The following is a 26,867-nucleotide window of genomic DNA, read 5'->3' on the forward strand; positions in this document are numbered from 1 at the left end:
CTCGAACCCGCGACCCCCGGCGTGACAGGCCGGTATTCTAACCAACTGAACTACCGCTCCTAAACTGGTGCCGACTGCAAGATGCTGGTGGGCGCTGAGAGGCTCGAACTCCCGACCTAAGCCTTGTAAGGGCTCCGCTCTACCAACTGAGCTAAGCGCCCGGCAACCTTGACAGTCTCGTTGCTTGTTACCTCAGCAACGAAAGAACGTTATTTTATAGCATCTTTTAAAGCTTTGCCAGCTTTAAATTTGGGGACCTTCGATGCCTTGATCTTCAAGGCAGCGCCGGTCTGTGGATTGCGGCCGGTCCGCGCTGCGCGCTTGCCCACCGCGAACGTACCAAAGCCCACCAGCGTGACAGTGCCGTTCTTCTTCAGCGTAGTCTTCACCGCACCAATGAATGCGTCTACCGCTCGCCCTGCCGCTGCCTTGGAGATGTCCGCCTCGCCGGCAATGTGCTCAATCAGTTCGCCTTTATTCACTTACGCCCCTCGAACAAGTTTCTGGTTGTTTGATTTCAAACGACAGCGCGGCGGCTCCAACACCTCGCGACAGAGCCCCGCTCACCATCGCTTGCCTGGCGGAAATCTTCCGCAGCGGCTATTAAACAAGCCGCACAAGCCCGTGTCAAGCGGGTTTCCAGCCTTCAAGCGATTTAAAAGCACGTTTCAAGCCTTCATTCCCATGCAGCGATATCTGAACCTTTTCCCCATAAAAAAGGCGCCTCTTGCGAGGCGCCCTTCAAGCCGTGGCGGCAACAACTACCGCTTCAGACTCAATGCTTCACTACCGGATCGGTCACACCTTCCTTCGGCTTGACCGCCGCTTCGACGATGGCTTCTTCCTCCGTCAAAGGCACCGGCTGGCGTTCCAGAGCAACTTCCAGGACCTTGTCGATCCAGCGCACCGGGATGATCTCCAGCTTGTTCTTGACGTTGTCCGGAATCTCGGCCAGATCCTTCACATTCTGCTCAGGAATCAGCACGGTCTTGATGCCACCACGATGCGCCGCCAGCAGCTTTTCCTTCAGACCACCAATCGGCAACACTTCACCACGCAAGGTGATTTCACCGGTCATGGCCACATCAGCACGCACCGGAATGCCGCTGAAGATGGACACCAGCGCCGTAGTCATCGCAATACCCGCAGACGGACCATCCTTGGGTGTCGCACCTTCGGGAACGTGGATGTGAATGTCGCTCTTCTCGAACACCTCGTTCTTGATACCGAGCTTGCGGGCACGGCTGCGAACGACGGTGCGCGCCGCTTCGATCGATTCCTTCATCACGTCGCCCAGCGTACCGGTGCGGATGATCTGGCCCTTGCCGGGCATGTTCACCGCTTCGATGGTCAGCAGATCGCCACCGACTTCGGTCCAGGCCAGGCCGACCACCTGGCCGATCTGGTTTTCCTTCTCGGCGATGCCGAAGTCGTAACGACGCACGCCCAGGAACTTGTCGAGATTGCGCGAGGTGACGGTGACCTTCTTCTCCTGCTTCTTCAGCAACAGCAGCTTCACGACCTTGCGGCAGATCTTGGAGACTTCGCGTTCCAGCGACCGCACACCGGCTTCACGGGTGTAATAGCGGATGATGTCGCGGATGGCCGATTCGGCCACGCTGATCTCGCCTTCCTTCAAGCCGTTGTTCTTGATCTGCTTGGGCAGCAGATAGCGCTGCGCAATGCTGGTCTTCTCGTCCTCGGTGTAACCCGACAGGCGGATCACTTCCATCCGGTCCAGCAGCGCCGGCGGGATGTTGAAGGAGTTCGAGGTGGCCACGAACATCACGTCCGACAGGTCGAAGTCGACTTCGATGTAGTGGTCGGAGAAGGTATGGTTCTGCTCCGGGTCCAGCACTTCCAGCAGGGCCGAGGACGGATCGCCACGGAAGTCCATGCCCAGCTTGTCGATTTCATCCAGCAGGAACAGCGGATTGCGCACGCCGACCTTGGACAGGCTTTGCAGGATCTTGCCTGGCATGGAGCCGATGTAGGTGCGGCGGTGGCCACGGATCTCGGCCTCGTCACGCACACCGCCCAGTGCCATGCGCACGAACTTGCGGTTGGTGGCGCGTGCAATGGACTGGCCCAGCGAGGTCTTGCCCACGCCCGGAGGACCGACGAAGCACAGGATCGGTGCCTTCAGCTTGTCCACGCGCTGTTGCACGGCGAGGTATTCCAGGATGCGTTCCTTGACCTTGTCCAGGCCATAGTGATCGCCTTCGAGGACCTTCTCGGCATTGGTGAGGTCGTTGTTGACCTTGGACTTCTTCTTCCAGGGCAGCGCCACCAGCGTGTCGATGTAGTTGCGCACCACGGTCGCTTCGGCCGACATGGGCGACATGAGCTTCAACTTCTTCAGCTCGGACTGCGCCTTTTCCAGCGCTTCCTTGGGCATCTTGGCGGCGACGATCTTCTTTTCCAGCTCTTCCAGATCGGCACCGTCTTCGCCTTCGCCCAGTTCCTTCTGGATGGCCTTGACCTGTTCGTTCAGGTAGTACTCGCGCTGCGACTTTTCCATCTGGCGCTTGACGCGGCCACGGATACGCTTTTCCACCTGCAGGATGTCCAGTTCGCCTTCCAGCTGACCGAGCAGATGCTCGTAGCGCTTGGTGACGTTGAAGATCTCCAGGATCACCTGCTTTTGCTCCAGCTTCAACGGCAGATGCGCGGCGATGGTGTCGGCCAGGCGACCGGCGTCGTCGATGCCGGCCAGCGAGGTCAGGATCTCGGGCGGGATCTTCTTGTTCAGCTTCACGTACTGGTCGAATTGCTGCACGATGGTACGGCGCATGGCTTCGACTTCGGCTTCATCGCCCTGCTCGGATTCCACCGGGGTCAGGTCGGCGACGAAGTGGGTTTCCAGTTCGCTGATGTGATGGATACGGGCGCGCTGTGCACCTTCAACCAGCACCTTCACGGTACCGTCGGGCAGCTTCAGCATCTGCAGGATATTGGCTACGCAACCGATTTCATAAATGTCTTCGGCCGAAGGCTCATCCTTGGCCGCCGCCTTCTGGGCGGCCAGCATGATGCTCTTGCCCTGCTCCATGGCCGCTTCCAGCGCCTTGATCGACTTCGGGCGGCCGACGAAGAGCGGAATCACCATATGCGGGAAGACAACCACATCCCGTAAGGGCAACAGCGGCAATTGCGATTGTTCTGTAAGTATAGGAGTCGTCATGGCGGGCCTTATCAATAAGTACTGTGGATGATGTTGGCACGAGTGACCAAAACACAAGTCCGGCAGACTAAATATTCGCCGGCTGTGCGTTGTCATGATCGCAACAAAATAAAAAAGCCACACGCGAAGCTAGCTCCGGGTGGCTTTTCGATGGAAGCCAAGTAAGTGCGCCGGTTTATTTTACCGTGTTTGCGGTGACCGGACTTCGTGGTGGCTTCTTGCTACCGGAAGGCCCCCACTACGGGCGCCCTCCTTTTCCTGCTTTCCTGCTTTTTCCTTCATCTGCCGGGCAATCAGCCGCCCGACACCTTCGGCTGGTCGTGATAGATCAAGAGCGGCTTGGCGCCGTTGGTGATGGTGTTCTCGTCGATCACCACCTTGGCCACGTTCTGCTCGCTCGGAAGTTCATACATCACATCCAGCAGGGCATGTTCCAGAATCGAACGCAGGCCGCGGGCACCGGTCTTGCGCGCCAGCGCCTTCTTGGCGATGGCGTGCATGGCGGCCGGACGGATTTCCAGCTCGGCGCCTTCCATCTGCAACAGTTTGGCGTACTGCTTGATGAGCGCATTCTTGGGCTCGACCAGGATCTGGATCAGGGCTTCCTCATCCAGCTCGTTCAAGGTGGCGATCACCGGCAGACGACCGACCAGTTCCGGAATCAGGCCGAACTTGACCAGGTCTTCCGGCTCGGCATTCAACAGCACTTCCGAATTGCTCTTCTGGGTCTGGCTCTTGACGCTGGCCGAGAAACCGATGCCGCTCTTTTCGGAACGGTCGGAAATGATCTTGGCCAGGCCATCGAAGGCGCCGCCGCAGATGAACATGATGTTGGTCGTGTCGATCTGCACGAAATCCTGATTCGGATGCTTGCGGCCGCCTTGCGGAGGCACCGAAGCCATGGTGCCTTCGATCAACTTCAAGAGGGCCTGCTGCACGCCTTCACCGGAGACATCACGGGTGATCGACGGGTTGTCCGACTTGCGGGAAATCTTGTCGATCTCGTCGATGTAGACGATGCCCTTCTGGGCTTTTTCGACTTCGTAGTTGCAGTTCTGCAGCAGCTTCTGGATGATGTTCTCGACGTCCTCGCCGACATAGCCGGCTTCGGTCAGCGTGGTCGCATCGGCGATCACGAAGGGAACGTTGAGCATGCGCGCCAGAGTCTGCGCCAACAGGGTCTTGCCGGAGCCGGTCGGGCCCACCAGCAGAATGTTGCTCTTGGCCAGCTCGACGTCATCCTTCTTGCCGAGATGCTTCAGACGCTTGTAGTGGTTGTATACCGCCACCGACAGGATACGCTTGGCCGTAGCCTGTCCGATCACGTACTGGTCCAGCAGGTCGGTGATTTCCTGCGGGGTCGGCAGGTCCGACTTGGCGCCGGTGACGCTTTCCACGCTGGCGGCTTCATCACGGATGATGTCGTTGCACAGATCGATACATTCGTCGCAGATGAAGACCGAAGGACCGGCGATGAGCTTCTTGACTTCATGTTGGCTCTTGCCGCAGAAGGAGCAGTAAAGCAGTTTTTCGCCGCTGGAGGATTTTTTCTCAGACATAGAGCTACTAGGATAGAAGTTACGACCCGATCATACCCGCGAAATCCGGATTCGTCACGGCTTGGTCATTTTTGCTGTCCCAAAATGCTTCACAGGACTGCCGTATGACCGTTATATGTCAGCACAAGGGGCATTTATCAAGCAAACAGAACCAGAAAACCCGCTCTGTGCCAATTTCACCAGAATTTGCCCAAAAAAAATGCCCGAACGGTGTTACGTTCGGGCATTTTTCGCCTTGGAATGTCGCCAATGCGATGACGCAAACTCAAGCGCGCTGGGTCAGCACCTGGTCGATCAGGCCATATTCCGCGGCGGCCTCGGCCGACATGAAATTGTCGCGATCGGTGTCCTTGCTGATCTGCTCGACCGTACGGCCGGTCTTTTCAGCGAGGATGGTGTTCAGACGCTCACGCAGGTACAGGATTTCACGTGCCTGGATCTCGATATCCGATGCCTGGCCCTGGGCGCCGCCCAGAGGCTGGTGAATCATGATGCGCGAGTTCGGCAGCGAGAAACGCTTGCCCTTGGCGCCGGCGGCCAGCAGGAAAGCACCCATGGAGGCGGCCAGACCCGTGCACAGCGTCGACACTTGCGGCTTGATGAACTGCATCGTGTCGAAGATCGCCATGCCGGCCGAGACCGAACCACCAGGCGAATTGATGTACAGGGAAATGTCCTTGTCCGGGTTTTCGCTTTCCAGGAACAGCAGCTGGGCCACGATCAGGTTGGCCATCGCATCATTGACCGGTCCGACCAGGAAAATGATGCGTTCCTTCAGCAGGCGCGAATAGATGTCGTAAGCGCGTTCGCCACGACCACTCTGTTCGATCACCATCGGCACCATGCCGAGCATTTGCGTATCCAGTGCAGATTGCTTCATCAGACCTGTCATGTATGCTTCCTTAAGCGTAAGAGTTTTCTGATACTACTAGAGAAAACCGGATTACGCTTGCGCCTGATTGCCCATCAGTTCGTCGAACGAAACCGGCTTTTCCGAGACCTTGGCCTTGCCGAGAACGTAGTTGACGACGTTTTCTTCCAAAACAAGAGCTTCGACTTCGGCCAGACGGCGACGGTCGGAGAAGTAGTACTTCAGCACTTGTTGCGGATCTTCGTAGCTCTGGGCGAAGTCTTCGATCTGCGCCTTGACCTGTTCTTCGGTGGCTTCCAGCTTGTTCTGCTTGACCACTTCAGCCAGGATCAGACCCAGGCGCACGCGGCGCTCGGCCTGGGCGGTGAACAGTTCCTTGGGCAGCTGCATGACCTTGGGGTCCATGCCGCGCTGGGCCATGTCCTGACGGGCCATTTCGGACAGACGCTCGACGTCCTGGTCGATCAGGGCCTTGGGCACTTCCAGCTCGGAGGCCTTGATCAGCGCGTTCATGACGCTGTCCTTGGTCTTGGCCTTGGTACGGGCGGTGACTTCGCGCTCCAGGTTCTTCTTGATGTCTTCGCGCATCTTGGTCAGGTCGCCGTCTTCGATGCCCAGGGATTGAGCGAAGACTGCATCGACTTCAGGCATGTGCGCCCATTCGATCTTCTTGACGGTGATGGTGAACTCAGCGGTCTTGCCAGCCACGTCCTTGCCGTGATAGTCCTCGGGGAAAGCCAGCGGGAAGCTCTTGGATTCACCGACCTTCAGGCCGATGGTAGCGGCTTCGAATTCCGGCAGCATGCGGCCTTCGCCCAGCACGAACGGGAAGGCATCGGCCTTGCCGCCCTGGAATTCGACGCCGTCGATCTTGCCGACGAAGTCCACGGTCACGCGGTCGCCGTTCTGGGCCGACTGGTCGGCACCGCCGTCGCCGTGCGCACCTTGCTCGCCCTTGACGTGGTAGTGCACGCGCTGCTTGCGCAGGATGTCGATGGTCTTGTCGATTTCGGCGTCGGAGACGGCGGCGGTGGTCTTCTCGACTTCAGCGCCCGACAGGTCGCCCAGGGTGACTTCCGGATAGACTTCGAAGGTGGCGTCGAAGGCCAGCTTGCCTTCACCGGCTTCTTCGCTGGTCTTGGGTTCGATGCGGGGGAAGCCTGCCACACGCAGGTTGTTTTCGACGGCGGCATCATTGAATGCGCGGCCGACCTTGTCGTTCAGGACTTCGGTTTCGACCTGGTAGCCGAACTGGGCGGCAACCATCTTCATCGGCACTTTACCCGGACGGAAACCCGGTGCCTTGGCGGTACGGGCACGCACCTTCAGGCGCTTTTCCACTTCAGCCTGAACATCGGCCAGCGGGAAAGACAGGGTCATACGACGTTCGAGTTTGCTCAGGGTTTCGACTGCAGTTGCCATTTAAATCGTCCAAATGTTAAGAATTCCGTAAGCCGGAACATGCTGCTTCCCCTCCCAATCGATAGACTGCAGACGAAAAGCGCCCTGCCCGGCCGCGCTAAAGCTCGCTATTTTATACGCAAAAAGCGCCGATAGTCCAAAAATGGGCTTGCCACGGTGCAAACAGGGGAAAATCCCCTCCGAAGCCCGCCGGACCAGCCCCGGCGCGGCCCGCAAACGCATCGCGGCAGCCGACGGATTGCCTGCCAGCAAAGTCCGGCGTAAAGAATTTAGAGAATTCCCCTCATTTCACCGGAATCGGCGTGGAAGCTGCCACCGGCACGGCGGTGACGGCATTCATCGGGCTGCCGTCGATGAGCTTGTCGGAATAGGTCAGGTAGACCAGCGTATTGCGCTTGGTATCGACCACGCGCACCACGTGCAGGCGTTTGAAGAGGATGGACATGCGCTCGCTGAAGACATCTTCCTGCACCGGCAGCTTTTCCTGGAACTGCAGGGCGGGCGTCACCTGGCGGCAGGCGATGGAGGCTTCGGACTTGTCCTCGGCCAGGCCCACCGTCCCCTTGACACCACCGGTGCGGGCGCGCGACACGTAGCAGGTAACTCCCTGCACCTTGGGGTCATCATAGGCTTCGATGACGACACGGTCGTTCTTGCCCAGCCAGCGGAAGGCGGTGCTGACATCGGCCAGTTCTTCGGCGCTGGCGACGTGGGGAACGGCAGCGGCGAAGGCGAAGACGGAGAAGATCGCCCCGACCAGGGCGCGTGCTTGATGGTTCATGTAGATGCCCAAATGAAGTGAAGTGAATTTATTGACGAACGCAGTAGACCGCCAGGGCGGCGCATTGTTCAGCTTCCCTTGGCGTTGACGCCGCTTTGCATGGTCTCGCAGGTGCGTACCAGGGGCGGAGAAAAGATCAGCCCTCGATTTTTTCGAACCGCGGCACCTGCCTGCCATCGACCTCCACCTTCTCGAAGAAGACTTCACGCGGCCGCAGCCAGAGACGGCCATCGGCGGCGCGGTAGATGATCATGGGCGTGAGGTCGGCTTCGAGGATGGCCTCGTCGATATATTCATAGATGCCGCCCTTGTAGTGACGATAGCGTGTCATGGCAATCCTGCTGGGTCGAAGAAAAAGCGGCATGGTACTACCGATCATCGGCACCCCGACGTGTCCGCACAGAAAAACGCCCACATTGACAACGCCTTGCAGTACAATGGCGCGCTTTGACAAATTGCTACCTGCATCGGTAGCGGCAGGTCTGCAGCAAGCGCGCTGCCAGACTGCTATCGCACCGGTGCCCGACCCCCTTTTGCGAGGATGGCGAAATTGGTAGACGCACCAGGTTTAGGTCCTGACGCCAGCAATGGTGTGGGGGTTCGAGTCCCCCTCCTCGCACCAGACAATCCGTTTCAAATCATCGATTTGACCTGACAGCCCCGTCCGCACCGGCATTTTCCGCGTGCCTGGCACATCCGATCCCGGCCAATACGGGTGCAAGCGCGTCGAACCCTGCCGGCAGCGAAAAAAACCACTCCCCTCATCCCGAGCGCCCCACAGCGCGCAACCACTTCCGCAGTCATCCCCACCTCTTTCAGCGACCCTCGGTTGACTAGGGTTGTCTTCTTCCTCGTTCGCTTCAGCTTGTCAAGCAACCAACGGTACTTTCGTGCGATTTACCGAAGTATTTCTATCGGATTGAATCCCTGCGGGACCAACAAAACAAGACTTGTCCGCCCGGCCATTGTCCATGACCAGGACGGACAGGAAACAGGTCCCCAGGGCGGGACGCCACGCGCGAAGACCCGCCCTGCATGACAACGCCATCCATGGCGCATTTGAAAGGGAACCCGTGTCAACCACCTCAACCACCTCAGCCACCGCAAGCGCTTCCACCCCTGCCGTAGATCCGATGGAGCCAGTCATCCGACGCATCGACGACCGCTTTGTCAGCATTCGCACCGGCAGCGTCTTCAAAGTGATCTTCTCCCCCATCAGGCCGGGCATCAAACTGTTCGATACACCGCCCACCATCGTCAGCATCAACCCGCCTGCCAACATCACCTTACCCAGCCAGCCCAAACCAGCCAGTACGACTCCCACCAGTACACCCGCTGTCACCCCGGTCACCGTCACCAGCAAACCAGTCAGTACAGTACCTGCCAGTACCGATACACCTCCCCTGACACCTCCATCGGCCATCACCAGCAAGCCGGCCATTGCGCCGCCCGTGACACCGTACACCCCTCCCATCATTGCACCGCCCATCACACCAGGCGCCCCGTCTGTGCCTGCCGCCAGCAGTACACCGCCGCCGCTGACTCCCATGCCAGTGGTCAGCACACCTGCGGCCATCGGGCCTGCCAGTACCAGTACAGTGAACCTGACACCCGCTCCCGCCGCGCCTTCCCCCGACCTGATCGCCCAGGCCAATGCCGCGCGCTACCAGGACAACTTCTACGCGCCCGCTCCCTTCGGCGACGAAGCCCCAAAGCCCCAAAAGGACAAGCCAGCGGCCTCACCGAAATTCCTCAGCCTGGATGAAGATACGGACGACCTTTCCCTGGGCAGCAGCCTCGCCGGCATCGGCAATGGCCTGGATAACCGTCTCACCGGCAATGCCGGGAACAACATCCTCGACGGCATGGGCGGGGTCGATACGATGGTTGGCGGCAAGGGCGACGACAGCTATTACCTCGACAATGCCGGCGACCAGATCATTGAACAGGCCGATGAAGGCGTCGATACGGTCTATGCCACGGCCAGCAGCACGCTCTCGGCCAATGTCGAAAACCTGGTGCTGCTCGATGCCAGCAAACCGCAAAGCGCAGTGGTCAATGGCGTCAAGGTGCTGGTCTATGGCATGCCGCGTTCGTATCAGCTGGATTACGACCAGGGCGGCGAAGTCGAGGGCTATTGGGGAACCTGCGGCGAGACCAGTGTGGCCAACGTCACCCTGATGGGGGGCCGTGCCGTCTCCGAAAAGGAAGTAGTCCAGTGCGCCATCAAGGAAAACCTTTGCGATACCGCTGCCGAATCCGCCGATATGCGCGGTGCCACCTCCGAAGATGACCGGCAGGCCTTGCTGGAGCACTTCGGTTTTGCCTGCACCATCGACGAGCGGGTCGATCTCACGGCAGTCGCCCAAAGCATCAAGGACGGCAAGGGCGTCATCATCAGTGTCAGCGCCAGCAAGCTGTGGGATCTGCACGAAGAGAACGAGGACACCAGCGACCACGCCATCACCGTCACCGGCGTGGCCTGTTCGGCGGCCACCGGCAAGACGGTCGGGTTCTACATCACCGACTCGGGACGCGGCCTGGCCAGCGACATGTGCCGCTTCGTCCCGCTGCAACGCCTGCGCGAGGCCACCCAGGTCTACGGAGCCGATACCGTCACCACCGATGATCCCATCAAGCTGCGCAATCAGGATCTCGATGCCAGCGGCAATGATCTGAACAACATCCTGGTCGGCAATCGCGGCAACAACCTCATCACCGGGGGGCGGGGCAACGACCTGCTCATCGGCGGCGCCGGCGACGACAGCTATACCTTTGCCAGGGGCGACGGACAGGATGTGCTCTACGACCACGATGCGACCAAGGGCAACCTCGATACGCTCAGCTTCACGGATGCCAGACAAACCAATCTCTGGTTCAGCAAGAGCGGGAACGATCTGCGCATCGATGTGCTGGGCGGGACCGACGAAGTACTGGTCAAGGACTGGTATCAGGGTACAGGCAGCGACAACCACATCGAACGCATCAAGACCGCCGACGGCAAGACCCTCTACGACACCGACGTCGACAAGCTGGTACAGGCCATGGCCAGCTTCGCCCCACCAGCGGCCACCCAGACCAGCTGGCCAGCCACCCGGGGCGGCGATGGCAAGGTGCTGCTGACCATCTCTCATTGATCACGGGCGCCGCCAGGACCGGGAAATCTGCCGGATTTTGACAAAAAGCTTCACCAGGGCCCAACAGGGATGCCGTCCAAGGGCGGCATCCCGCACCCCTCTACAAAAACCTTCATTTCCGGCCTGAATCAGCCTGATGCGGGCATCCTCACGGGCATCCTCGCGCCCGTTTCACCGTCCCCTCGCGCTTAACTGCTACAATCCGCGCCTTTGCCGGCCCGGCGGCCGTGCCGTCTCATCATCGCAGGAGCCTTTATGCCTACCCAGGAAGAATTCGACGCCTTGAAGCAAAGCCACAACGCGCTGCTCAACAAGTTCATCGAGAACAATACCGCCGACCAGATCCTGTTCTCCACCCTCTTCACGGCGGCGGCCGTGCTGTCCAAGGATGGCAAGCAGTTCACCGCAGGCGCCATGGGCATTGCGCGTTCGCTGGCGGCACAGTTGAATGTCGGCGGCACCATGCCCAAGGCGCTGCTGGAGACGGTGGAAACCCGCATCGCCACCATCGAGGCGCTGCTCAAGGACAAGTTCGACTGAGTAGCGCGCCCCATGGCCGTCGATCACTACGAGAACTTCCCCGTGGCCTCGCTGCTGCTGCCGGCGCGTCTGCGCCCGGCGGTGACCGCCATCTATGCCTTTGCCCGCAGCGCCGATGACATCGCCGATGAAGGCGATGCCCGCCCGGAAGAACGCCTGGCCGCCCTGCACGCCTATGAGGCAGAGCTGGATCTGATCGCGCAGCAGCTCCCCTGCACCCATCCCATCTTCACGCAACTGGCGCAAACCATCGCCGACCACGCCCTGCCGCTGCAACCCTTCCGTGACCTGCTCTCGGCCTTCCGCCAGGATGTGGTGACCACCCGTTACCCGCGCTACACGGACCTGCTGGACTACTGCCGTCGCTCTGCGAACCCGGTAGGAACCCTGATGCTTCATCTGTATGGCGCAGCGAATGAAGAAAACCTCCGGGATTCGGATGCCGTCTGCAGCGCCCTGCAACTCATCAACTTCTGGCAAGACGTTGCCATCGACTGGCAAAAGGCACGCATCTACCTGCCACTGGAAGATCTGGCCCGCTTTGGCGTGGAACAAGACGATATCGACCAGGCTTGCAATGACCAGCGCTGGCAACAGCTGATGCAGTTCGAGATCGACCGGGCCCGTGCACTGATGCTCTCCGGTGCCCCGCTGGCACGTCGCCTGCCGGGCCGCATCGGGCTGGAATTGCGGATGGTGGTGCAAGGCGGCTTGCGCATCCTGGAGCGCATCGAAGCGGTCCGGGGCGACGTCTTCGGCCAGCGCCCCAAGCTGGGCAAGCGCGACTGGCTCATCGTGGGCTGGCGCGGCCTGACCCGGTAAATCCGGTCCGCCATGAGAAAGCCCCGCCCGGCACAAAGGCCGGCAGGGCTGCGGGAAGAAACGACGGGAAGCGGTGTCAGACCAGCAAGGCCGCCGTCAGCGTACGGATTTGCTCCTCGGAGTCATCCAGCAGTTCGCGCAGGGAACGGTCTCCGATGTAGTCATCCACCAGGGTCTCGCCACCGATGCCGGCTTCGGCCACCACGGTGCGCTGCAGCGGCGAGGGTACCGGCGAGAGTTCCTTGGCCAGCAGCAACACGTCGCCGATGGTCTGGGGCGGCAGCACGCGTACGCCGTGCCACAGGGATTCGATGGCATCGACCACCGGCTGCGGCACGCCCAGTTTCTTCAACACGGCGCGGCCGATCATCTTCTCGCCGTATTCCATCCAGTCCTCGGTGCCGCCGTCGAGCAGGCCGGGGAAGTCATCCGTGCGCGAGAGCAGGTAGAAGCCGCCCACTTCATGCACGATGCCGGCGAACATGGCCGTCTCGGGATCAGCCTTGGTCAGCTTGGAGGTCAGCACATAGGCGGTGGCGGCCACGTGGGCGCAGTGCTCCCACAACTGGGCCGACTTGATGCGCATGCCGGGATTGTTGATGGTGCGGCCGAGCTGGCGCACGATCACCGAGGTGGTGATGGTGTTCAAGGTACGAAAACCCAGCCGCATCACGGCCGCGCGCACGTTGTTGATCTCGCCGCCGGACCGGTTGTAGGCCGCCGAATTGGCAATGGCCACGGTGCGTGCCGAGACCAGCGGCTCGGCCATCACCAGCTTGGCCGCCAGTTCCAGGTGGCAGTCCGGGTCGGCCAGCGCCTTTTGCAGCTTGATCGAGGCGCTGACGTTGGCGGGGAATACCAGCTCGCCGCGACCGGCCTGCGAGGCGATATTGCGAAAGATTTCCAGTCTGTCCATATTGTCTCCAGCCTCCAGGGGGCCATCGTCGATGGCCAGGGTTGCCGATGTGCCGCGCTGCGACCGGGCTTGCCCGCTGCTGCGCCACGTCTGTTCAGATTAACGGCAGAATTCATCCGGATTTGATGTCATGTGAATTTGTTTTTCCGGAATGCGCTGACCTGAGCTTAAAGGACAACGCCAAGGGCCGCAATAGAGGGGGTTCAAGGCCGGGCCAGCGACCATGGGCATTTGCCCTGCCGGGCGCACTCGGCTAGCATAGCGCCTTTGCCGCAGGGGGCCTTGGCCGCCTGCCCCACTGCTTCAACCGCCCCGCCACGCATCCATGTCTCCAGACGAATACTGCCAGCAGAAGGCCGCCGCCAGCGGTTCCAGTTTCTATTACAGCTTCCTGTTCCTGCCGCCCCAGCGCCGGCTGGCGATCACGGCGCTGTATGCCTTTTGCCGCGAGGTCGACGATACCGTCGATGAAATCGAGGATGCCATGGTGGCCCGGACCAAGCTGATGTGGTGGCGCAAGGAAATCGCCGCCATGCTGGAGGGGCAGCCGACCCACCCGGTCACCAAGGCTCTGCACCCGCACGTGGCCACCTACCAGTTCAAGGGCGAACACCTGCAAGCCATCATCGATGGCATGGAAATGGACCTGGACCAGACCCGCTACCTAGACTACCCCGGCCTGCAGCGCTACTGCTGGCACGTGGCGGGCGTGGTGGGCGTACTCTCGGCCAGCATCTTTGGCCATACCCAGCCGGGGACCCTGCTCTTTGCCGAGAAGCTGGGGCTGGCCTTCCAGCTCACCAACATCATCCGCGATGTCGGCGAAGATGGTCGCAAGGGTCGCATCTATCTGCCGGTCAATGAATTGCAGCAATTCAACGTCACGGCCGCCGACATCCTCAATGCCCGCCACAGCGAGCGCTTCGAGGCGCTGATGAAGTTCCAGGTCGAGCGCGCCCAGGCCGTTTATGACGAAGCCTTTGCCCTGCTGCCCAAACAAGACCGCCGCGCCCAGCGCCCCGGCCTGATGATGGCCGCCATCTACCGCACCCTGCTCGACGAGATCGCCCGTGACGGCTACCACGTGCTCAACCAGCGCATCTCGCTCACCCCCATCCGCAAGCTCTGGCTGGCGTGGAAGACCTATGTCTTCGGCTGACCGCTCCACCCGCCGATGAACAACGCACCACGCCATTACGCCGTCATCGGTGCCGGCTGGGCCGGATGTGCCGCCGCCGTGGCGCTGGCATCCGGCGGCCATCGTGTGAGCCTGTTCGAATCGGCGCGCACCCTGGGCGGGCGGGCGCGTCGGGTGGCGCTGGACGAACGGGTGCTGGACAACGGCCAGCACATCCTGCTGGGCGCTTATCGGTCCACGCTGGCCCTGATGAAACAGGTCGGCGTCGATCCGGCCAGCGCCCTGCTGCGCCTGCCTTTGCAGATGCGCTATCCGCTGGGTGCAGGAGGCGAAGGCATGGATTTCGTGGCGCCGCGTCTGCCGGCGCCCTGGCACGTGGCCGTGGCGCTGCTGCGCGCCAAGGGGCTGGCGCGCGACGACAAGATGGCGCTTGCGCGCTTTTCCACTACGGCGCGCTGGATGGGCTGGCAATTGCACCAGGATTGCAGCGTGGCCGAGCTGCTGGAGCGCTACGAACAAACGCCGCGCCTGATCCGCCTGATGTGGCGTCCGCTGTGCATCGCCGCGCTGAACACCCCGCCCGAGCGGGCCTCGGCGCAAGTCTTCCTGACCGTGTTGCGCGACAGCCTGGGCGCGCGCCGCGCCGCCTCCGACATGCTCATCCCGCGTCTGGACTTGAGCGCCCTGCTGCCCGATGCGACCGCCGCCTATCTGGGCAAGCGCGGCGGCCTGGTGCAGCCGGGTGTGACCGTGGCGCAGCTGCTGCCCGGCAATGACCCGGGCACCTGGCGCCTGGAAGACCGCGCAGCCGAAAGCCTGGGTGAATTCGCCGGGGTGGTGCTGGCCACCGGCCCGGATGCCGCCGCGCAATTGCTGGAGGGCCTGCACGACACCGCCCTGCTGCGGGCGCTGGAGCATGAATCCATCACCACCTGCTATCTGCAGTACCCGCCCGAGGTGCGTCTGCCCGCCCCCTTCCTGGCCCTGGCGGACGATCCGCAAGCCCGGGGCTGGGGCCAGTTCGTCTTTGACCGGGGCCAACTGGGGGGCGAAGCAGGCTTGCTGGCCGTCGTCGTCAGTGCAGCCGGCCAGGCCGTGGCCGATGGCCATACCGCCCTGACCGAGGGCATCGCCCGCCAGCTGGCGCAGGACTTCGGCAATCCGGCCCTGGCCACGCCCGGCTGGCACCGGGTCATCACTGAAAAACGGGCCACCTTCGCCTGCACCCCGGGCTTGCAGCGCCCCGACAATACCGGCATGCCCTCCGGGCTGGCCCTGGCCGGGGACTACGTGGTCGGCGACTATCCCGCCACGCTGGAGGGTGCTGTGCGCAGCGGCCTGGCGGCGGCACGGCTGCTGGCCGCCTAGGGGCTAAATTTTTCATGGATGGCGGCAAAGGGATTCACCCCAAGCGCGACGGGTATGCACTAGCATAACGGGCATGCTGCAATCCCTTTGTCCGCAATCTCACTGCAAGGCGGCTCCGGCCGCACCCCATCACAACGGAGAAAAAACACCATGCCGGTCATGACCTGTGTCGAAGACTTCCGCCTGCTGGCCAAGAAGCGCGTTCCCAAGGCGTTCTACGATTACGCCGACAGCGGTTCCTACACCGAGAGCACCTATCGCGCCAACAGCCGTGATCTGGCCACCCTGAAGCTGCGCCAGCGCGTGGCCATCAACGTCGACGAACGCAGCACCCGCAGCACCATGATCGGCCACGACGTCACCATGCCGGTGGCCATTGCCCCGACCGGCCTGACCGGCATGCAGTGGGCCAATGGCGAGATGCTGGGTGCCATTGCCGCGGAAAAATTCGGCATTCCCTTCACCCTCTCCACCATGAGCATCTGCTCCATCGAGGACGTCGCCAGCGTGACCACCAAGCCGTTCTGGTTCCAGCTCTACGTGATGCGCGACCGTGGCTTCGTGCAGTCCCTGATCGATCGCGCCAAGGCAGCCAAGTGCTCGGCCCTGGTGCTGACGCTGGACCTGCAGATCCTCGGCCAGCGTCACAAGGATCTCAAGAATGGCATGTCGGTGCCGCCCAAGCTGACCCTGGACACCCTGCTGGACCTGGCCAGCAAGCCCGGCTGGGCACTGCGTGCCCTGGGCGGCCGCAAGACCTTCGGCAACCTGGCCGGTCACATCAAGGGCGGCGAAGGCGCCGGCGGGGTGCAGACCCTCTCCAAGTGGACCGCCAGCCAGTTCGACCCGACCCTGAACTGGGACGATGTCGCCTGGATCAAGCAGCAATGGGGCGGCAAGCTGATCTTGAAGGGCATCCTCGATGTGGAAGATGCCAAGCTGGCCGTTCAGAGCGGTGCCGATGCCATCGTGGTCTCCAACCACGGTGGTCGCCAGCTGGATGGCGCCATGTCCTCCATCGAAGCCCTGCCGGCCATTGCCGAGGCCGTGGGCGACCAGATCGAAGTCTGGTTCGACGGCGGCATCCGCTCCGGCCAGGATGTGTTGAAGGCGGTGGCGCTGGGCGCGCGTGGCACCATGATCGGCCGCGCCTTCCTCTACAGCCTGGGCGCCATGGGCGGAGAGGGCGTGTCGCAGATGCTGGAAATCATGCGCAAGGAACTCGACGTCAGCATGGCCCTGACCGGTACCAAGGACATCAAGGACGTCGGTCCGCAGATCCTGGTGCGCTGAACGCCCTCCTCAACGCCAACGTCCCGGTCCACCGCAAGGTGGCCGGGACGTTTGCTTTGGCGCAGCAACGAGCGAAGTGCTTGCGGTTACGGCTGCGGCTTCTCGTTGAGTACGTCGATGACGGCATCCTGGCCGTAGCGCCGCGCCAGATCCATGGCGGTGAGGCCATCCTTGTTCTTGAGCGTGAGGTCGGCACCGTTGTCGCGCAACACGGCCACCGCCGCCACCCGACCACGCATGGCGGCCAGCATGACCGGGGTCATCTTGTCGTCGGGCGATTCGGCATCCACATAGGCGGAGGCATCCAGCAGCAGTTTGACGATCTCCGAGCTGCCATTGATGGCCGCGTAATGCAGCGCCGTCCAGCCGGGGCGGTTGACCTCGACCTGGCGCGAGAGCAGCAGTTTCACCACCGGGATGTTGCCGTAGAAGGACGCCAGCATCAGGGGCGTGTCGCCATTGGTGGCCTGGGCTTCCAGATTGACGTCGGGGGCATTGACCAGCACGTCGAAAGCCTGCATCGAATCCTCGCGGATGGCCAGCATCAGGCCGGTGTAGCCACGTTTGGGCTCGATCAGATTGGGGCCCATGCCACGCTGCATCAGTTGCTTGAGGAAGTAGACATTGTCCATGCGGATGGCCTGGAAATATTCTTCATAGGCACCCGCACGCGCCGCGCCGGGCAGCAGCAGCGAGGTATAGAGCACGATGCGACCGATGCCGCCGAAGCGGCTGCGCAGCTTGTCCAGCAGATTCATGGCTTGATTCCGAACAGCGTGAAGAAATTGTCAGAGGTCTGGCGCGCCACGTCGGCCGCACTGATGCCGCGCAGGTCGGCGATGAATTCACCCACATGACGCACATAAGCGGGCTCGTTGGTCTTGCCGCGGAAGGGCACCGGCGCCAGGTAGGGCGAATCGGTCTCGATGAGCATGCGCTCCAGCGGGATGGTGCGCGCCACCTGCTGCAGGTCCTTGGCCGACTTGAAGGTGACGATGCCCGAGAACGAGATGTAGAAGCCCAGCGCGATGGCTGCATCGGCCACCGCCTGGGATTCCGTGAAGCAGTGCATGACCCCTGCGACACCGCCTGCCTGCGGGCTTGCCCCCTCTTCCTGCAGGATACGGATGGTGTCTTCGGAGGCCGCGCGGGTATGGATGATGAGCGGCTTGCCCGTGGCCCGCGAAGCGCGGATATGGGTGCGGAAGCGCTCGCGCTGCCATTCCAGATCGCCTTGCAGGCGGTAGTAATCCAGCCCGGTCTCGCCGATGGCGACGATGCGCGGATGGTCGGCCAGGCGGATGAGCTCCTCCAACGAGGGCTCGGGCGTGTCTTCATAGTCCGGATGCACGCCCACGGAGGCATAGACATTGGGATACTGCTCGGCCAGGGCCAGCACCTGCGGGAAGTCCGGCAAGTCCACCGAGACGCACAGCGCGTGGCTAACCTGGTTCTCGGCCATCTTGCCGAAGATCTCCGGCAGGCGGGCGGCCAGGTCGGGAAAATTGATGTGGCAATGGGAATCGATATACATGGCAGCTATTGTAAAGCCATGCCGACAGGCTGTCGCCCCTGCTTGCCGGGCGCTTACCTTTCGTTACAGAGGGCCACGCGATGTGCTCAGCGCGCCACCGGGCGCTTGGCCAGCTTGCGCTGCAGGGTGCGGCGGTGCATGTTCAGCGCCCGCGCCGTTGACGAGATATTGCCCTCATGCTCGGCCAGCACGCGCTGGATGTGCTCCCACTCCAGGCGTTCCAGCGACAGCGGCGAAGCCTCTTCCACCGGCAGGACCGGCTCGGCCACCGGCTCGCCCTGACTCACATGGGACAGCGCCGAGAGGATGGAATCCACATTGGCCGGCTTGGCCAGGTAATTGTCGGCACCCGACTTGATGGCCTGTACCGTGGTGGCGATGCTGGCATAGCCGGTCAGCACCAGCAGGCGCGCCTGCGGCAGCGCCTGGCGCAGCGGCGCCACCCATTGCAGGCCGGAATCCTTTTCCAGCTGCAGGTCGATGGTGACGTAATCGAAGCGTTCGCGGCGCGCGGCTTCCAGCGCCTCCTCGCCGCTATGCGCCACGGTGGCGCGAAAGCCGCGCCGGGCCAGCGAACGTGCCAGCGTGCTGGCAAAGACATCATTGTCATCGAGAATCAGGAAGGCGGCGCTCATGAGAACATCAGAAAAAACTGGTAAATGAAGGATAGCCTATTGCACCGTGATGCAGCCGCAGCCGCCATCTGCGGCCCGATCACACCAGCGGGAAGCGCAACTGCGCCACCGTACCCTGCCCTGGCAACGAACGCAGGCGCAGCTTGCCGCCCAGGTGCGTGGCGCTGGCGAAGGCCAGCATGAGGCCGATACCGGAGCCGCCCGACGAGCTCGGTACCGGCCCGTGCCCCAGGCGCTGCAACAGCTCCGGGGCGATTCCGGCACCGTTGTCGGAGACTTCGATGATCGCCATGCTGCGGCCCGGCCTGGCGGTACTGACCGGGCCACCTTCACCCGCCCCGGCCGAGGCCAGGGTAATGCGGATTTCGCCATGGTGGCCCAGTGTACGCACCGCATGGGCGGCATTGTCGAGCAGGGTCAGGATGATCTGCGAGAGGTCCTGCAGCTGGCTGGCCTTCCAGCCGGGCTGATGCACCTCGGCCACCAGCAGGACGGCCGGATGGCGCAGGCGCCAGCCTTCCAGCAGGCTGGTGAGCCAGGGGGTGATGGCGGCGCTGTCTTCGTTGCGCAGCTGGGCATCGGCGTCCAGGCGCATGTTTTCCAGCGCGGCCTTGCAGACGGCGATCTGTTCCTCGACCACGCGCACGTCTTCTTCATAGGCCGCCAGCGCCGCATTGCAGGCCATGTCGCGGCGCAATTCCCCGGCGATCACGGCCACCGTCGACAGCGGTGTATTGAGCGCATGCGCAGCGCCGGCGGCCTGGGTCCCCAGGGCGACGATACGATGGCTCTGCAACTGGCGCTCGCGCGCCTGCGCCAGCTGGCCGTCCCGCAAGCGCACGGCGGCAGCGATACGGCTGACGAACCAGGTGATGAGCAGGGCCGAGATCGAGAAATTGATCCACATCCCGGCCAGGTGATAGGCCATCGCCTGGCCCTGGTCGTGGATGTGCAGCGGCTGGTAGACGTACACCAGACCGGAATAGCAACCCAACGCACATACTGCCAGCAGCAAGGCATAGGGCCAGGCCAGCGTGGCCGCGCCCGCCGCCAGTGCCGGCAGGTAGAAGGAGACGAAGGGATTGGTCGAACCGCCCGAGAAATACAGCAGCGCCGTGAGCACCGCCACATCCAGCAACAATTGCAGGAACAGTTCGGCCTGCTCGGCCGGGCGCGCCCAGCGCATGCGCAGCCAGGTGAGACCATTGATGAGCGCCTGCAGGGCGATCAGGGCCAGCAGGGCCGACAGCGGCAAGGCAATGTGCAACCAGACATGGGCACCGGCCAGCACCAGCAGCTCCCCCGCCACCATGGCCCAGCGCAACCAGAACAGCCGCGACAGCAAGAGATGCTGGGGCTGGTTCATCTGCTCGGAGACGGGGATGAAGAAAGTGGTCGGCGAGATCATGCCGGGATTATACGGTCCGGCACCCGGCTTGCGCCCCCTGCGGCGATTTGCCGCAGGGGGCATCCTGTGCCCGCTCAATCGAACAGGCGGGCGTAATCGATCAGCATTTCCTCGATGAAGAGCTTGGCCGACAAGGGATGATCCGCTATGGCACGGCGCTCGCCCATGCCGCGCAGTGCGCGCGACAGGGCCAGGGCATCGACGCGCTCGGCCAGCCGGCCCAGTTCCTTGCCGTAACGCGGGTAGTAGCGCACCACGCCCGCCGACCGCAGCGACAGCAGGTCATACAGCCAGCGCTGCACCCAGCCGACCAGGTCGGCCGCCGGCGTCTTCTGCAATTTGTCGGCCGCCCGCAAGGCGCCGTCCACACCGGGCTGGGCCAGGTGGCGCAGCAATTCATCCAGCGCCTCCCGTCCTTCTCCCTGGGCCGCTTCCAGCGCAGCCAGCGGCGCCCCACCCTGCTCGGCCAGCCAGGCATCGGCATCCTTGACGCCTTGCTGCCTGAGCCAGGCCAACGCCTCGTCGTGGCCGGGCGCGGTCATGGCGAACTTGCGGCAGCGCGAGAGGATGGTGGGCAGCAAGCGGTCCAGACGATTGGACAGCAACAGGAACATGGTCCCCGGCGGGGGCTCTTCGAGGGTCTTGAGCAAGGCATTGGCGGCGGCGGTGTTGAGCGCCTCGGCCGGATACAGCATCACCACCCGCAAACCCGAGCGGTGGGTAGAAACGTTCATGAAATCGGCCAGGGCCCGGATCTGGTCGATCTTGATGTCCTTGGACGGGGCCTTGCTGGCCTTGGCGGTTTTCTTTTCTTCACCTGCCTCATCCTCGCCGCCTTCTTCCTCCAGGACCTCCGGGCGCACGCGCCGGTAGTCCGGATGATTCGATTGCGAGAACCAGTTGCAGGAGGCGCACACACCGCAGGCATGCGCCTCGGGCGTGGGCGATTCGCACAGCAGCGACTTGGCGAAGGCTTCGACGAACTGCGTCTTGCCGGTGCCGGCCGCACCATAGAAGAGCAGCGCATGCGGCAGACGCTCACGCAGTTGCTGCAACTGGCGCCAGCTCTCGCCCTGCCAGGGCAGCAGCGCCTCGGAAGAAGTCACGGACATGCGGTCTCCCTCACAGCGCCGCCATGATGGCGCGCAGTTCTTCCTGGATCACGGCGATGGGCCGGGTGGAATCGATGAGTCGGAAGCGCTGCGGGAACTGGGCGGCGCGGCGCAGGTATTCGGCGCGGGTATTGGCGAAGAAATCGGCCTTTTCCTGCTCGAACTTGTCCAGCGTGCGTTCGGCATCCAGGCGCGCCCGCGCCACCTCAAGCGGCACGTCGAAGAGCAGCGTGAGGTCCGGCTGCAGATGGGGGTGGACCCATTGTTCCAGGCTGTCCAGCTTGTCCAGCGCCAGCTTGCGACCACCGCCCTGGTAGGCGAAGGTGGCATCGGTGAAACGATCCGAGATGACCCAGTCGCCACGCGCCAGAGCCGGCTCGATGACCTGAGCCAGGTGTTCGCGGCGCGAGGCGAACATCAGCAGGGCTTCGGTTTCCAGGTGCATCCTGTGATGCAGGACCAGTTCGCGCAGGCGTTCGCCCAGCTCGGTGCCGCCGGGCTCGCGGGTGGCGACCACGGACAGGCCGCGCTCACGCAGCAGCTGGGTGACGAAAGGAATATGGGTCGACTTGCCGGCGCCGTCGATGCCTTCGAAGGTGATGAATTTGCCTGATGCCATGAAGGTATCGCTACTCACTAAATCGGTAAAAGGAAGGCCGGCTCAACGCTGGTAGCGGTTGACGGCCTGGTTGTGCTCGTTGAGGTTGCTGGAGAAATGGCTGGTGCCATCGCCGCGCGCCACGAAGTATAAGGCTTCGGTCTTGTCCGGGTTCATGGCAGCCGCCAGCGAGGCCGCACCGGGCAAGGCAATCGGCGTGGGCGGCAGGCCGGCGCGGGTGTAGGTGTTGTAGGGCGTGTCGGTGAGCAGATCGATCTTGCGGATCTTGCCCTGGTAACGGTCGCCCATGCCATAGATCACGGTCGGGTCGGTCTGCAGCAGCATACCGGTGCGCAGACGGTTGACGAAGACCCCGGCCACCATGCCGCGCTCGGACTTCTGACCGGTCTCCTTCTCGACGATGGACGCCATGATCAGCGCCTCATAGGGCGTGCGATACGGCAGCGACAGGTCGCGCTGCGCCCAGGCCTCGTTCAATTTCTTGCTCATGAGGGTGAAGGCCTGTTTGTAGACCTGCATGTCGCTGGCCCCCTTGGCGAAGAGATAGGTATCCGGGAAGAACAGGCCTTCCGGATTGGTGTATTCGTTGGTCAGCTTGGCCAGGATCTGCTGGTCGGTCCAGCTGGCGGTATCGTGCTTGAGCGCGGGCTGCTCGGCGATGGCCCGGCGCATCTGCTTGAAGGTCCAGCCCTCGATGACGGTCAGCGCTTCCTGCGCGAATTCGCCGCGGACCAGTTGTTGCAGCAGGCGCTGCGGCGTGTAGCCGGGCTTGATCTCGTAGCTGCCCGCCTTGATGCGACTGCCTTCGCCGGACAGGCGCGCATAGAGCGCAAACAAATCCGGATTGACCGGCACGCCGGCAGCGGCGATCTGCTTGGCCGCACCATTGACGCCGGCGCCCGGCATGATCGTGAAGGCAATCACCTGGGCGTTCGGGTCGATGATGGGCTGCCGCGACCAATACACTCCGGCTCCCGCCACCAGGGCGGCCAGTACCAGCAATGTCACAAATAACTTCTTCATACCAGAGGCGAAATCCTTGTTGCTCCGACGCGATTTTTCGGAGATCACTATAATCGAGGCATCAATGATAATCGCTGGCACGACAGTTGCCTAATTTGCCGGACCGAATGACCCGGCAAGACGTAATCCGTAAAAGATTTCCCCTATGACAGAAATGACTTCTTCGTCCTCCGGCTGGCGCGACTTCCTGGCACAGCAAGGCGCCCGGTTCGACGCCGAGAGTGCCGACCAGGCCGACGTGATCGGCTTCGGTTCCGCCTCCCCCGCACCGCAAAGCCTGGAAAGCTTCATGGCCCCGCTGACCACGCTGGGCCTGATCGCCGTCACCGGCGAGGACGCCGCCAGCTTCCTGCATGGCCAGCTCACCAACGATGTAGCGCAGCTGGATACCGGTGTGGCGCGACTGGCAGGCTACTGCTCGCCCAAGGGACGCCTGCTGGCGACCTTCCTGATGTGGCGCGACGAGCAGGCCATCTGGCTGCAACTGCCGCGCGCCCTGCAGCCGGCCATCCAGAAACGTCTGCAGATGTTCGTCATGCGCGCCAAGGCCAGGCTGGCCGACGCCAGCACCGAGCGCGCCGTGCTCGGCCTGGTCGGCCCGGCTACCGCCAACGCACTGGCACAATGGTTCCCGGTCTTGCCGGCGGCCCCCTACGACAAGATCGACAACAGCCACGGCACCCTGATCCGCCTGGCCGATGCCGTCGACAGTCCGCGCTATCAATGGATCGCCCCCGTGGACATCCTCACCGCCGCCTGGCCCGAACTGGCCCGGCATCTGACTCCGACGGCGGGCCTGGCCTGGCGGCTTTCGGAGATCCGTGCGGGCGTGCCGGGCATCGTGCAAGCCACCCAGGAGCAGTTCGTGCCGCAGATGATCAATTTCGAACTGATCGGCGGGGTCAACTTCAAGAAGGGCTGCTACCCCGGTCAGGAAATCGTGGCGCGCAGCCAGTACCTGGGCAAGCTCAAGCGCCGCACCATGCTGGCCACCATCGCCAGCAGCCAGGCGCACGCGGGACAGGAAGTGTTTGCCGCCGCCGATCCTGGCCAGCCCTGTGGCATGGTGGTCAACGCCGAAGCGCTGGATGAGGGCCACGCCCTGGCCCTGGTGGAAATGAAGCTGGCCGCCGCCGAAGACAGCGTGCACCTGGGCGCGGCCGACGGTCCGGCACTGCATTGGCATGCCCTGCCCTATGAGCTGGCCGATCCGCAATAAGCGGCGCGCCGACCGAGCCACACCGCAGCCATAGGGACGCATCCATGGATCTCTACATTTATTATCGGGTCGACACTGCACACGCGACGCCCCTGTTCGGCAAGATCAAGGGCGTACAGGCCATGTTGCAAGCGCGCCTGGGCATCGCCGGTGGCCTCAAGCGCCGCCCCGGCGAACAGGAAGGCTTGCAGACCTGGATGGAAATCTACCAGGGCATCCTGCCCTCCGGCCTCGACGAATTCACCGCCACGCTGGCGCGCGCCCTGGAAGACTCGGGCGCCGCCGCGCTCATCAGCGGCCAGCGCCACGTTGAACAGTTCGAGGATGTTGCGCCATGTGCCTGATCATCTTCGCCTGGAAAGTGATCCCCGGCATGCCCCTGATCATGGCGGCCAATCGCGACGAGTTCTACGCCCGCCCGGCGGCCCATGCCGACTGGTGGAACGACCATCCCAAGATTTATGCCGGACGCGACCTGCAAGGCGGCGGCACCTGGCTGGGTGTAACCAGGGACGGGCGCTTTGCCGCCCTGACCAATGTGCGCGCACCCTCGGAGCGTCGCACCGACGCGCCCACCCGCGGCCAGCTGGTGGCCGACTATCTGGCCAGCGACCTCGATGTGCAGGCATACCTGCGACGGATCGAACCCGAGGCGCAGCGTTACAACGGTTTCAACCTGCTGCTGGGCGATCGGGAAACCATGGTGTGGTATTCCAACCGGGGCCAGGAAGATCCGCGCAACGGCCAGCCGCTGGAGTACGGGGTCTACGGCGTCTCCAATGCCTTGCTGGACACGCCCTGGCCCAAGCTCACCCGGGCCAAGGCGCAGTTTGCCAGCCTGCTGTGCCAGGGCGCGCCGGAGGAAACCTTCTTCGAGATGTTGACCGATGGCACCCGTGCCAATGATTGCCGCCTGCCCGATACCGGCGTGGGATTGGAAAAGGAGCGCATGCTTTCGCCCATCTTCATCCGCTCGCCGGACTATGGCACGCGCTGCTCGACGGTTCTGCGCGTGCCCATCGTCGGCGAGCCGGTGCTGACCGAGCAGGTGGTTGATCCTATGGCGATGCAATATAGCGCCGAGCCGGCCACGGACAAAGCGTGCAAGATACCCTGCAAGCCGCGCCTGCAGGAAATGCCATCCGACAACCACCTGCCGGATGGAAAAGCAGGCACCATCTGAGTGGAAGACTTCACACACGGTCTTGCTGACATAACCAGATCGAATATCTGATATACAGAAGATAAATTGGATGAATTTGATGCGGAGCAGTAAAGTTACACCTGTCTCCTCCAATTTCCTCCTAAAGAATTGGATTCAAGCCCACACCGCAAGGTTGTGGGCTTTTTTTTCGTCCGTCCAGCGCAGCACGGTCAGACGTGCATTTCCAGCGCCTCCAGCAGCATCTCCGCCACACGTTCGGACGACTGCGGATTCTGGCCGGTAATCACCTGGCCGTCGCGGATGGCAAACACCTGCCAGTTGTCGGCACCTTCAAAAATACCCCCCAGCTCACGCAGACGGCTCTCCAGCAGGAACGGCACGACCTCGGCCAGCCCCACTTCGCGCTCTTCGGCATCTGTGAAGGAATTGACACGCTTGCCCGCCACCATCGGCTTGCCATCGGCCTTCACGGCCGAAACCAGGCCGGCGGCACCGTGGCAGACTGAAGCAATGAACTTGCCGGCGGCATAGGCGTTCTCGACGATGGCCTTGACGTTGGCGTCGTCGGGCAGGTCCCACATGGTGCCGTGACCGCCCGGGAAGAACACCGCATCAAAGGTGCTCACATCGATCTCGCCCAAGGCAGGCGTCTGGGCGATGCGCTGCTGCAGTTCAGCATCGGCCAGCATGCGTTCGACGATGGCCTCATTCTGACCCTGGGGCTTGACGCTACCCGGATCAATCGGCGCCTTGCCACCGGCGGTGGAAGCGATCAGCACCGAAGCCCCGGCATCCACCAGGGCGTAGTAAGGCGCGGCCAGTTCCTCGGCCCACAGGCCGGTGGGTTTGTCGGTGTCCCCCATGCGGCTGCTGGAGGTGACGATCATCAGGATATCGGGCTTGGTCATGCTATTCCTTTCTTCATGAGGGATGGATGGCATATGAAGCAAAACGACATTGCCAACGTGGACCGCACTGTATTCCTGTCGTTATCGAAGATAAACTAGGCAACCATCAATTCATTCATTACATCATTGAACAAATGCGCAGCTTTGATCCCGTCCAGCTAGGGCCTGTTCACATTCAATCTGTGAGATGCGTTGCCCCCAGAAGGCGTGGTG

At 62.5% G+C, this 26,867-nt stretch carries 25 protein-coding genes and 2 tRNA genes; 10 read left to right on the top strand and 17 right to left on the bottom strand.

Annotation, left to right across the window (positions count from 1 at the left end; all coding sequences use genetic code 11):
- Positions 1–85 precede the first annotated feature (85 nt).
- The 8 genes from HNO82_RS20850 to HNO82_RS20885 all read right to left on the bottom strand — a co-directional run bounded on the left by HNO82_RS20850 (position 86) and on the right by HNO82_RS20885 (position 8,148).
- A tRNA-Val gene (locus HNO82_RS20850) sits at positions 86–161 on the bottom strand.
- A gap of 48 nt (positions 162–209) precedes the next feature.
- Positions 210–482 carry an HU family DNA-binding protein gene (locus HNO82_RS20855; protein WP_008329418.1) on the bottom strand — a complete coding sequence of 91 codons (273 nt, stop codon included), beginning with the start codon at positions 480–482 and terminating at the stop codon, positions 210–212.
- Positions 483–775: 293 nt separating this feature from the next.
- Positions 776–3,184 carry an endopeptidase La gene (gene lon / locus HNO82_RS20860; protein ID WP_175345000.1) on the bottom strand — a complete coding sequence of 803 codons (2,409 nt, stop codon included), beginning with the start codon at positions 3,182–3,184 and terminating at the stop codon, positions 776–778.
- Between the two features lie 293 nt (positions 3,185–3,477).
- A complete protein-coding gene (gene clpX / locus HNO82_RS20865) occupies positions 3,478–4,743 on the bottom strand; it encodes an ATP-dependent Clp protease ATP-binding subunit ClpX (protein WP_008329422.1) in 1,266 nt (421 codons plus the stop codon).
- Positions 4,744–5,008: 265 nt separating this feature from the next.
- Complete coding sequence (gene clpP, locus HNO82_RS20870) at positions 5,009–5,635, bottom strand: ATP-dependent Clp endopeptidase proteolytic subunit ClpP (protein ID WP_008329424.1); 627 nt, start codon at positions 5,633–5,635, stop codon at positions 5,009–5,011.
- A 51-nt stretch (positions 5,636–5,686) separates the two neighbouring features.
- Positions 5,687–7,036: a trigger factor gene (gene tig / locus HNO82_RS20875; RefSeq protein ID WP_034350407.1), complete on the bottom strand. Its 1,350-nt coding sequence runs from the start codon at positions 7,034–7,036 to the stop codon at positions 5,687–5,689.
- A 283-nt stretch (positions 7,037–7,319) separates the two neighbouring features.
- Positions 7,320–7,817, bottom strand: a complete 498-nt coding sequence (locus HNO82_RS20880; protein ID WP_175345001.1) for a CreA family protein — start codon at positions 7,815–7,817, stop codon at positions 7,320–7,322.
- 136 nt (positions 7,818–7,953) lie between these two features.
- Positions 7,954–8,148: a DUF1653 domain-containing protein gene (locus HNO82_RS20885; RefSeq protein WP_175345002.1), complete on the bottom strand. Its 195-nt coding sequence runs from the start codon at positions 8,146–8,148 to the stop codon at positions 7,954–7,956.
- A 204-nt stretch (positions 8,149–8,352) separates the two neighbouring features.
- Here HNO82_RS20885 and HNO82_RS20890 point away from each other — a divergent pair.
- The 4 genes from HNO82_RS20890 (at position 8,353) to hpnC (ending at position 12,316) form a co-directional block, all read left to right on the top strand.
- Positions 8,353–8,439: transfer RNA gene (locus HNO82_RS20890), tRNA-Leu, on the top strand.
- A 511-nt stretch (positions 8,440–8,950) separates the two neighbouring features.
- Positions 8,951–10,954: a calcium-binding protein gene (locus HNO82_RS20895; RefSeq protein WP_175345003.1), complete on the top strand. Its 2,004-nt coding sequence runs from the start codon at positions 8,951–8,953 to the stop codon at positions 10,952–10,954.
- 255 nt (positions 10,955–11,209) lie between these two features.
- Complete coding sequence (locus HNO82_RS20900) at positions 11,210–11,494, top strand: hypothetical protein (protein WP_175345004.1); 285 nt, start codon at positions 11,210–11,212, stop codon at positions 11,492–11,494.
- Positions 11,495–11,506: 12 nt separating this feature from the next.
- Positions 11,507–12,316, top strand: coding sequence for a squalene synthase HpnC (gene hpnC / locus HNO82_RS20905; protein ID WP_175345005.1), 810 nt, complete (start codon positions 11,507–11,509; stop codon positions 12,314–12,316).
- 76 nt (positions 12,317–12,392) lie between these two features.
- Here hpnC and HNO82_RS20910 read toward each other — a convergent pair whose 3' ends face one another.
- Positions 12,393–13,232 (bottom strand): HDOD domain-containing protein, encoded by an 840-nt coding sequence (locus HNO82_RS20910; protein WP_008329433.1) that lies wholly within the window; start codon positions 13,230–13,232, stop codon positions 12,393–12,395.
- A gap of 325 nt (positions 13,233–13,557) precedes the next feature.
- Here HNO82_RS20910 and hpnD point away from each other — a divergent pair, with 325 nt between their 5' ends.
- The 3 genes from hpnD to HNO82_RS20925 all read left to right on the top strand — a co-directional run bounded on the left by hpnD (position 13,558) and on the right by HNO82_RS20925 (position 17,031).
- Positions 13,558–14,391, top strand: a complete 834-nt coding sequence (hpnD, locus tag HNO82_RS20915; RefSeq protein WP_008329435.1) for a presqualene diphosphate synthase HpnD — start codon at positions 13,558–13,560, stop codon at positions 14,389–14,391.
- 15 nt (positions 14,392–14,406) lie between these two features.
- Positions 14,407–15,738 carry a hydroxysqualene dehydroxylase HpnE gene (hpnE, locus tag HNO82_RS20920; protein ID WP_175345006.1) on the top strand — a complete coding sequence of 444 codons (1,332 nt, stop codon included), beginning with the start codon at positions 14,407–14,409 and terminating at the stop codon, positions 15,736–15,738.
- Between the two features lie 150 nt (positions 15,739–15,888).
- On the top strand, positions 15,889–17,031 hold the full coding sequence (locus tag HNO82_RS20925; protein WP_175345007.1) for an alpha-hydroxy acid oxidase: 1,143 nt from the start codon (positions 15,889–15,891) through the stop codon (positions 17,029–17,031).
- An 86-nt stretch (positions 17,032–17,117) separates the two neighbouring features.
- Here HNO82_RS20925 and HNO82_RS20930 read toward each other — a convergent pair whose 3' ends face one another.
- From HNO82_RS20930 to mltG, 7 genes are all read right to left on the bottom strand, one after another.
- The gene (locus HNO82_RS20930) at positions 17,118–17,789 is read right to left on the bottom strand and encodes an ankyrin repeat domain-containing protein (RefSeq protein ID WP_008329438.1); all 672 of its coding nucleotides are present in this window, start codon (positions 17,787–17,789) and stop codon (positions 17,118–17,120) included.
- Positions 17,786–18,565 (bottom strand): TatD family hydrolase, encoded by a 780-nt coding sequence (locus HNO82_RS20935; RefSeq protein ID WP_175345008.1) that lies wholly within the window; start codon positions 18,563–18,565, stop codon positions 17,786–17,788. The genes HNO82_RS20930 and HNO82_RS20935 overlap by 4 nt, the downstream gene beginning before the upstream one ends.
- An 86-nt stretch (positions 18,566–18,651) precedes the next feature.
- Positions 18,652–19,200, bottom strand: a complete 549-nt coding sequence (locus HNO82_RS20940; RefSeq protein ID WP_175345009.1) for a response regulator transcription factor — start codon at positions 19,198–19,200, stop codon at positions 18,652–18,654.
- 79 nt (positions 19,201–19,279) lie between these two features.
- A complete protein-coding gene (locus HNO82_RS20945; RefSeq protein WP_175345010.1) occupies positions 19,280–20,608 on the bottom strand; it encodes an ATP-binding protein in 1,329 nt (442 codons plus the stop codon).
- Between the two features lie 74 nt (positions 20,609–20,682).
- Entirely contained in the window at positions 20,683–21,720 is a 1,038-nt protein-coding gene (locus tag HNO82_RS20950; protein ID WP_175345011.1) for a DNA polymerase III subunit delta', read from the bottom strand.
- Between the two features lie 10 nt (positions 21,721–21,730).
- Positions 21,731–22,339 carry a dTMP kinase gene (gene tmk, locus HNO82_RS20955; RefSeq protein WP_008329443.1) on the bottom strand — a complete coding sequence of 203 codons (609 nt, stop codon included), beginning with the start codon at positions 22,337–22,339 and terminating at the stop codon, positions 21,731–21,733.
- A 42-nt stretch (positions 22,340–22,381) separates the two neighbouring features.
- Positions 22,382–23,362 carry an endolytic transglycosylase MltG gene (gene mltG / locus HNO82_RS20960; RefSeq protein ID WP_175345012.1) on the bottom strand — a complete coding sequence of 327 codons (981 nt, stop codon included), beginning with the start codon at positions 23,360–23,362 and terminating at the stop codon, positions 22,382–22,384.
- 145 nt (positions 23,363–23,507) lie between these two features.
- On the opposite strand from mltG, the gene ygfZ reads away from it, so the two are divergent.
- The 3 genes from ygfZ to HNO82_RS20975 are packed head-to-tail and all read left to right on the top strand — an operon-like array spanning position 23,508 to position 25,764.
- Positions 23,508–24,581 carry a CAF17-like 4Fe-4S cluster assembly/insertion protein YgfZ gene (ygfZ, locus tag HNO82_RS20965; RefSeq protein ID WP_175345013.1) on the top strand — a complete coding sequence of 358 codons (1,074 nt, stop codon included), beginning with the start codon at positions 23,508–23,510 and terminating at the stop codon, positions 24,579–24,581.
- A 44-nt stretch (positions 24,582–24,625) separates the two neighbouring features.
- A complete protein-coding gene (locus tag HNO82_RS20970) occupies positions 24,626–24,925 on the top strand; it encodes a DUF4936 family protein (protein ID WP_175345014.1) in 300 nt (99 codons plus the stop codon).
- Positions 24,916–25,764, top strand: a complete 849-nt coding sequence (locus HNO82_RS20975; RefSeq protein WP_175345015.1) for an NRDE family protein — start codon at positions 24,916–24,918, stop codon at positions 25,762–25,764. Before HNO82_RS20970 ends, HNO82_RS20975 begins: the two co-directional genes overlap by 10 nt.
- A gap of 191 nt (positions 25,765–25,955) precedes the next feature.
- On the opposite strand, the gene HNO82_RS20980 is transcribed toward HNO82_RS20975, so the two are convergent.
- Entirely contained in the window at positions 25,956–26,654 is a 699-nt protein-coding gene (locus HNO82_RS20980) for a type 1 glutamine amidotransferase domain-containing protein (RefSeq protein ID WP_175345016.1), read from the bottom strand.
- Positions 26,655–26,867: the final 213 nt, after the last annotated feature.

Origin of the sequence: Herbaspirillum sp. C9C3 (assembly GCF_013359625.1) — a bacterium.
Lineage (GTDB): Bacteria > Pseudomonadota > Gammaproteobacteria > Burkholderiales > Burkholderiaceae_D > Herbaspirillum.

Bases quoted from the DNA above. Each gene is read 5' to 3' on its own strand.
- HNO82_RS20900 (WP_175345004.1), top strand. From the start codon at position 11,210: ATGCCTACCCAGGAAGAATTCGACGCCTTGAAGCAAAGCCACAACGCG.
- HNO82_RS20950 (WP_175345011.1), bottom strand. From the start codon at position 21,720: ATGTCCGTGACTTCTTCCGAGGCGCTGCTGCCCTGGCAGGGCGAGAGC.
- HNO82_RS20975 (WP_175345015.1), top strand. From the start codon at position 24,916: ATGTGCCTGATCATCTTCGCCTGGAAAGTGATCCCCGGCATGCCCCTG.
- hpnD (WP_008329435.1), top strand. From the start codon at position 13,558: ATGTCTCCAGACGAATACTGCCAGCAGAAGGCCGCCGCCAGCGGTTCC.
- HNO82_RS20940 (WP_175345009.1), bottom strand. From the start codon at position 19,200: ATGAGCGCCGCCTTCCTGATTCTCGATGACAATGATGTCTTTGCCAGC.
- HNO82_RS20935 (WP_175345008.1), bottom strand. From the start codon at position 18,565: ATGTATATCGATTCCCATTGCCACATCAATTTTCCCGACCTGGCCGCC.
- HNO82_RS20880 (WP_175345001.1), bottom strand. From the start codon at position 7,817: ATGAACCATCAAGCACGCGCCCTGGTCGGGGCGATCTTCTCCGTCTTC.
- HNO82_RS20910 (WP_008329433.1), bottom strand. From the start codon at position 13,232: ATGGACAGACTGGAAATCTTTCGCAATATCGCCTCGCAGGCCGGTCGC.
- clpX (WP_008329422.1), bottom strand. From the start codon at position 4,743: ATGTCTGAGAAAAAATCCTCCAGCGGCGAAAAACTGCTTTACTGCTCC.
- HNO82_RS20945 (WP_175345010.1), bottom strand. From the start codon at position 20,608: ATGATCTCGCCGACCACTTTCTTCATCCCCGTCTCCGAGCAGATGAAC.
- HNO82_RS20930 (WP_008329438.1), bottom strand. From the start codon at position 17,789: ATGAATCTGCTGGACAAGCTGCGCAGCCGCTTCGGCGGCATCGGTCGC.
- HNO82_RS20980 (WP_175345016.1), bottom strand. From the start codon at position 26,654: ATGACCAAGCCCGATATCCTGATGATCGTCACCTCCAGCAGCCGCATG.
- mltG (WP_175345012.1), bottom strand. From the start codon at position 23,362: ATGAAGAAGTTATTTGTGACATTGCTGGTACTGGCCGCCCTGGTGGCG.
- hpnE (WP_175345006.1), top strand. From the start codon at position 14,407: ATGAACAACGCACCACGCCATTACGCCGTCATCGGTGCCGGCTGGGCC.
- ygfZ (WP_175345013.1), top strand. From the start codon at position 23,508: ATGACAGAAATGACTTCTTCGTCCTCCGGCTGGCGCGACTTCCTGGCA.
- clpP (WP_008329424.1), bottom strand. From the start codon at position 5,635: ATGACAGGTCTGATGAAGCAATCTGCACTGGATACGCAAATGCTCGGC.
- HNO82_RS20970 (WP_175345014.1), top strand. From the start codon at position 24,626: ATGGATCTCTACATTTATTATCGGGTCGACACTGCACACGCGACGCCC.
- tig (WP_034350407.1), bottom strand. From the start codon at position 7,036: ATGGCAACTGCAGTCGAAACCCTGAGCAAACTCGAACGTCGTATGACC.
- tmk (WP_008329443.1), bottom strand. From the start codon at position 22,339: ATGGCATCAGGCAAATTCATCACCTTCGAAGGCATCGACGGCGCCGGC.
- HNO82_RS20895 (WP_175345003.1), top strand. From the start codon at position 8,951: ATGGAGCCAGTCATCCGACGCATCGACGACCGCTTTGTCAGCATTCGC.
- HNO82_RS20925 (WP_175345007.1), top strand. From the start codon at position 15,889: ATGCCGGTCATGACCTGTGTCGAAGACTTCCGCCTGCTGGCCAAGAAG.
- lon (WP_175345000.1), bottom strand. From the start codon at position 3,184: ATGACGACTCCTATACTTACAGAACAATCGCAATTGCCGCTGTTGCCC.
- HNO82_RS20885 (WP_175345002.1), bottom strand. From the start codon at position 8,148: ATGACACGCTATCGTCACTACAAGGGCGGCATCTATGAATATATCGAC.
- hpnC (WP_175345005.1), top strand. From the start codon at position 11,507: ATGGCCGTCGATCACTACGAGAACTTCCCCGTGGCCTCGCTGCTGCTG.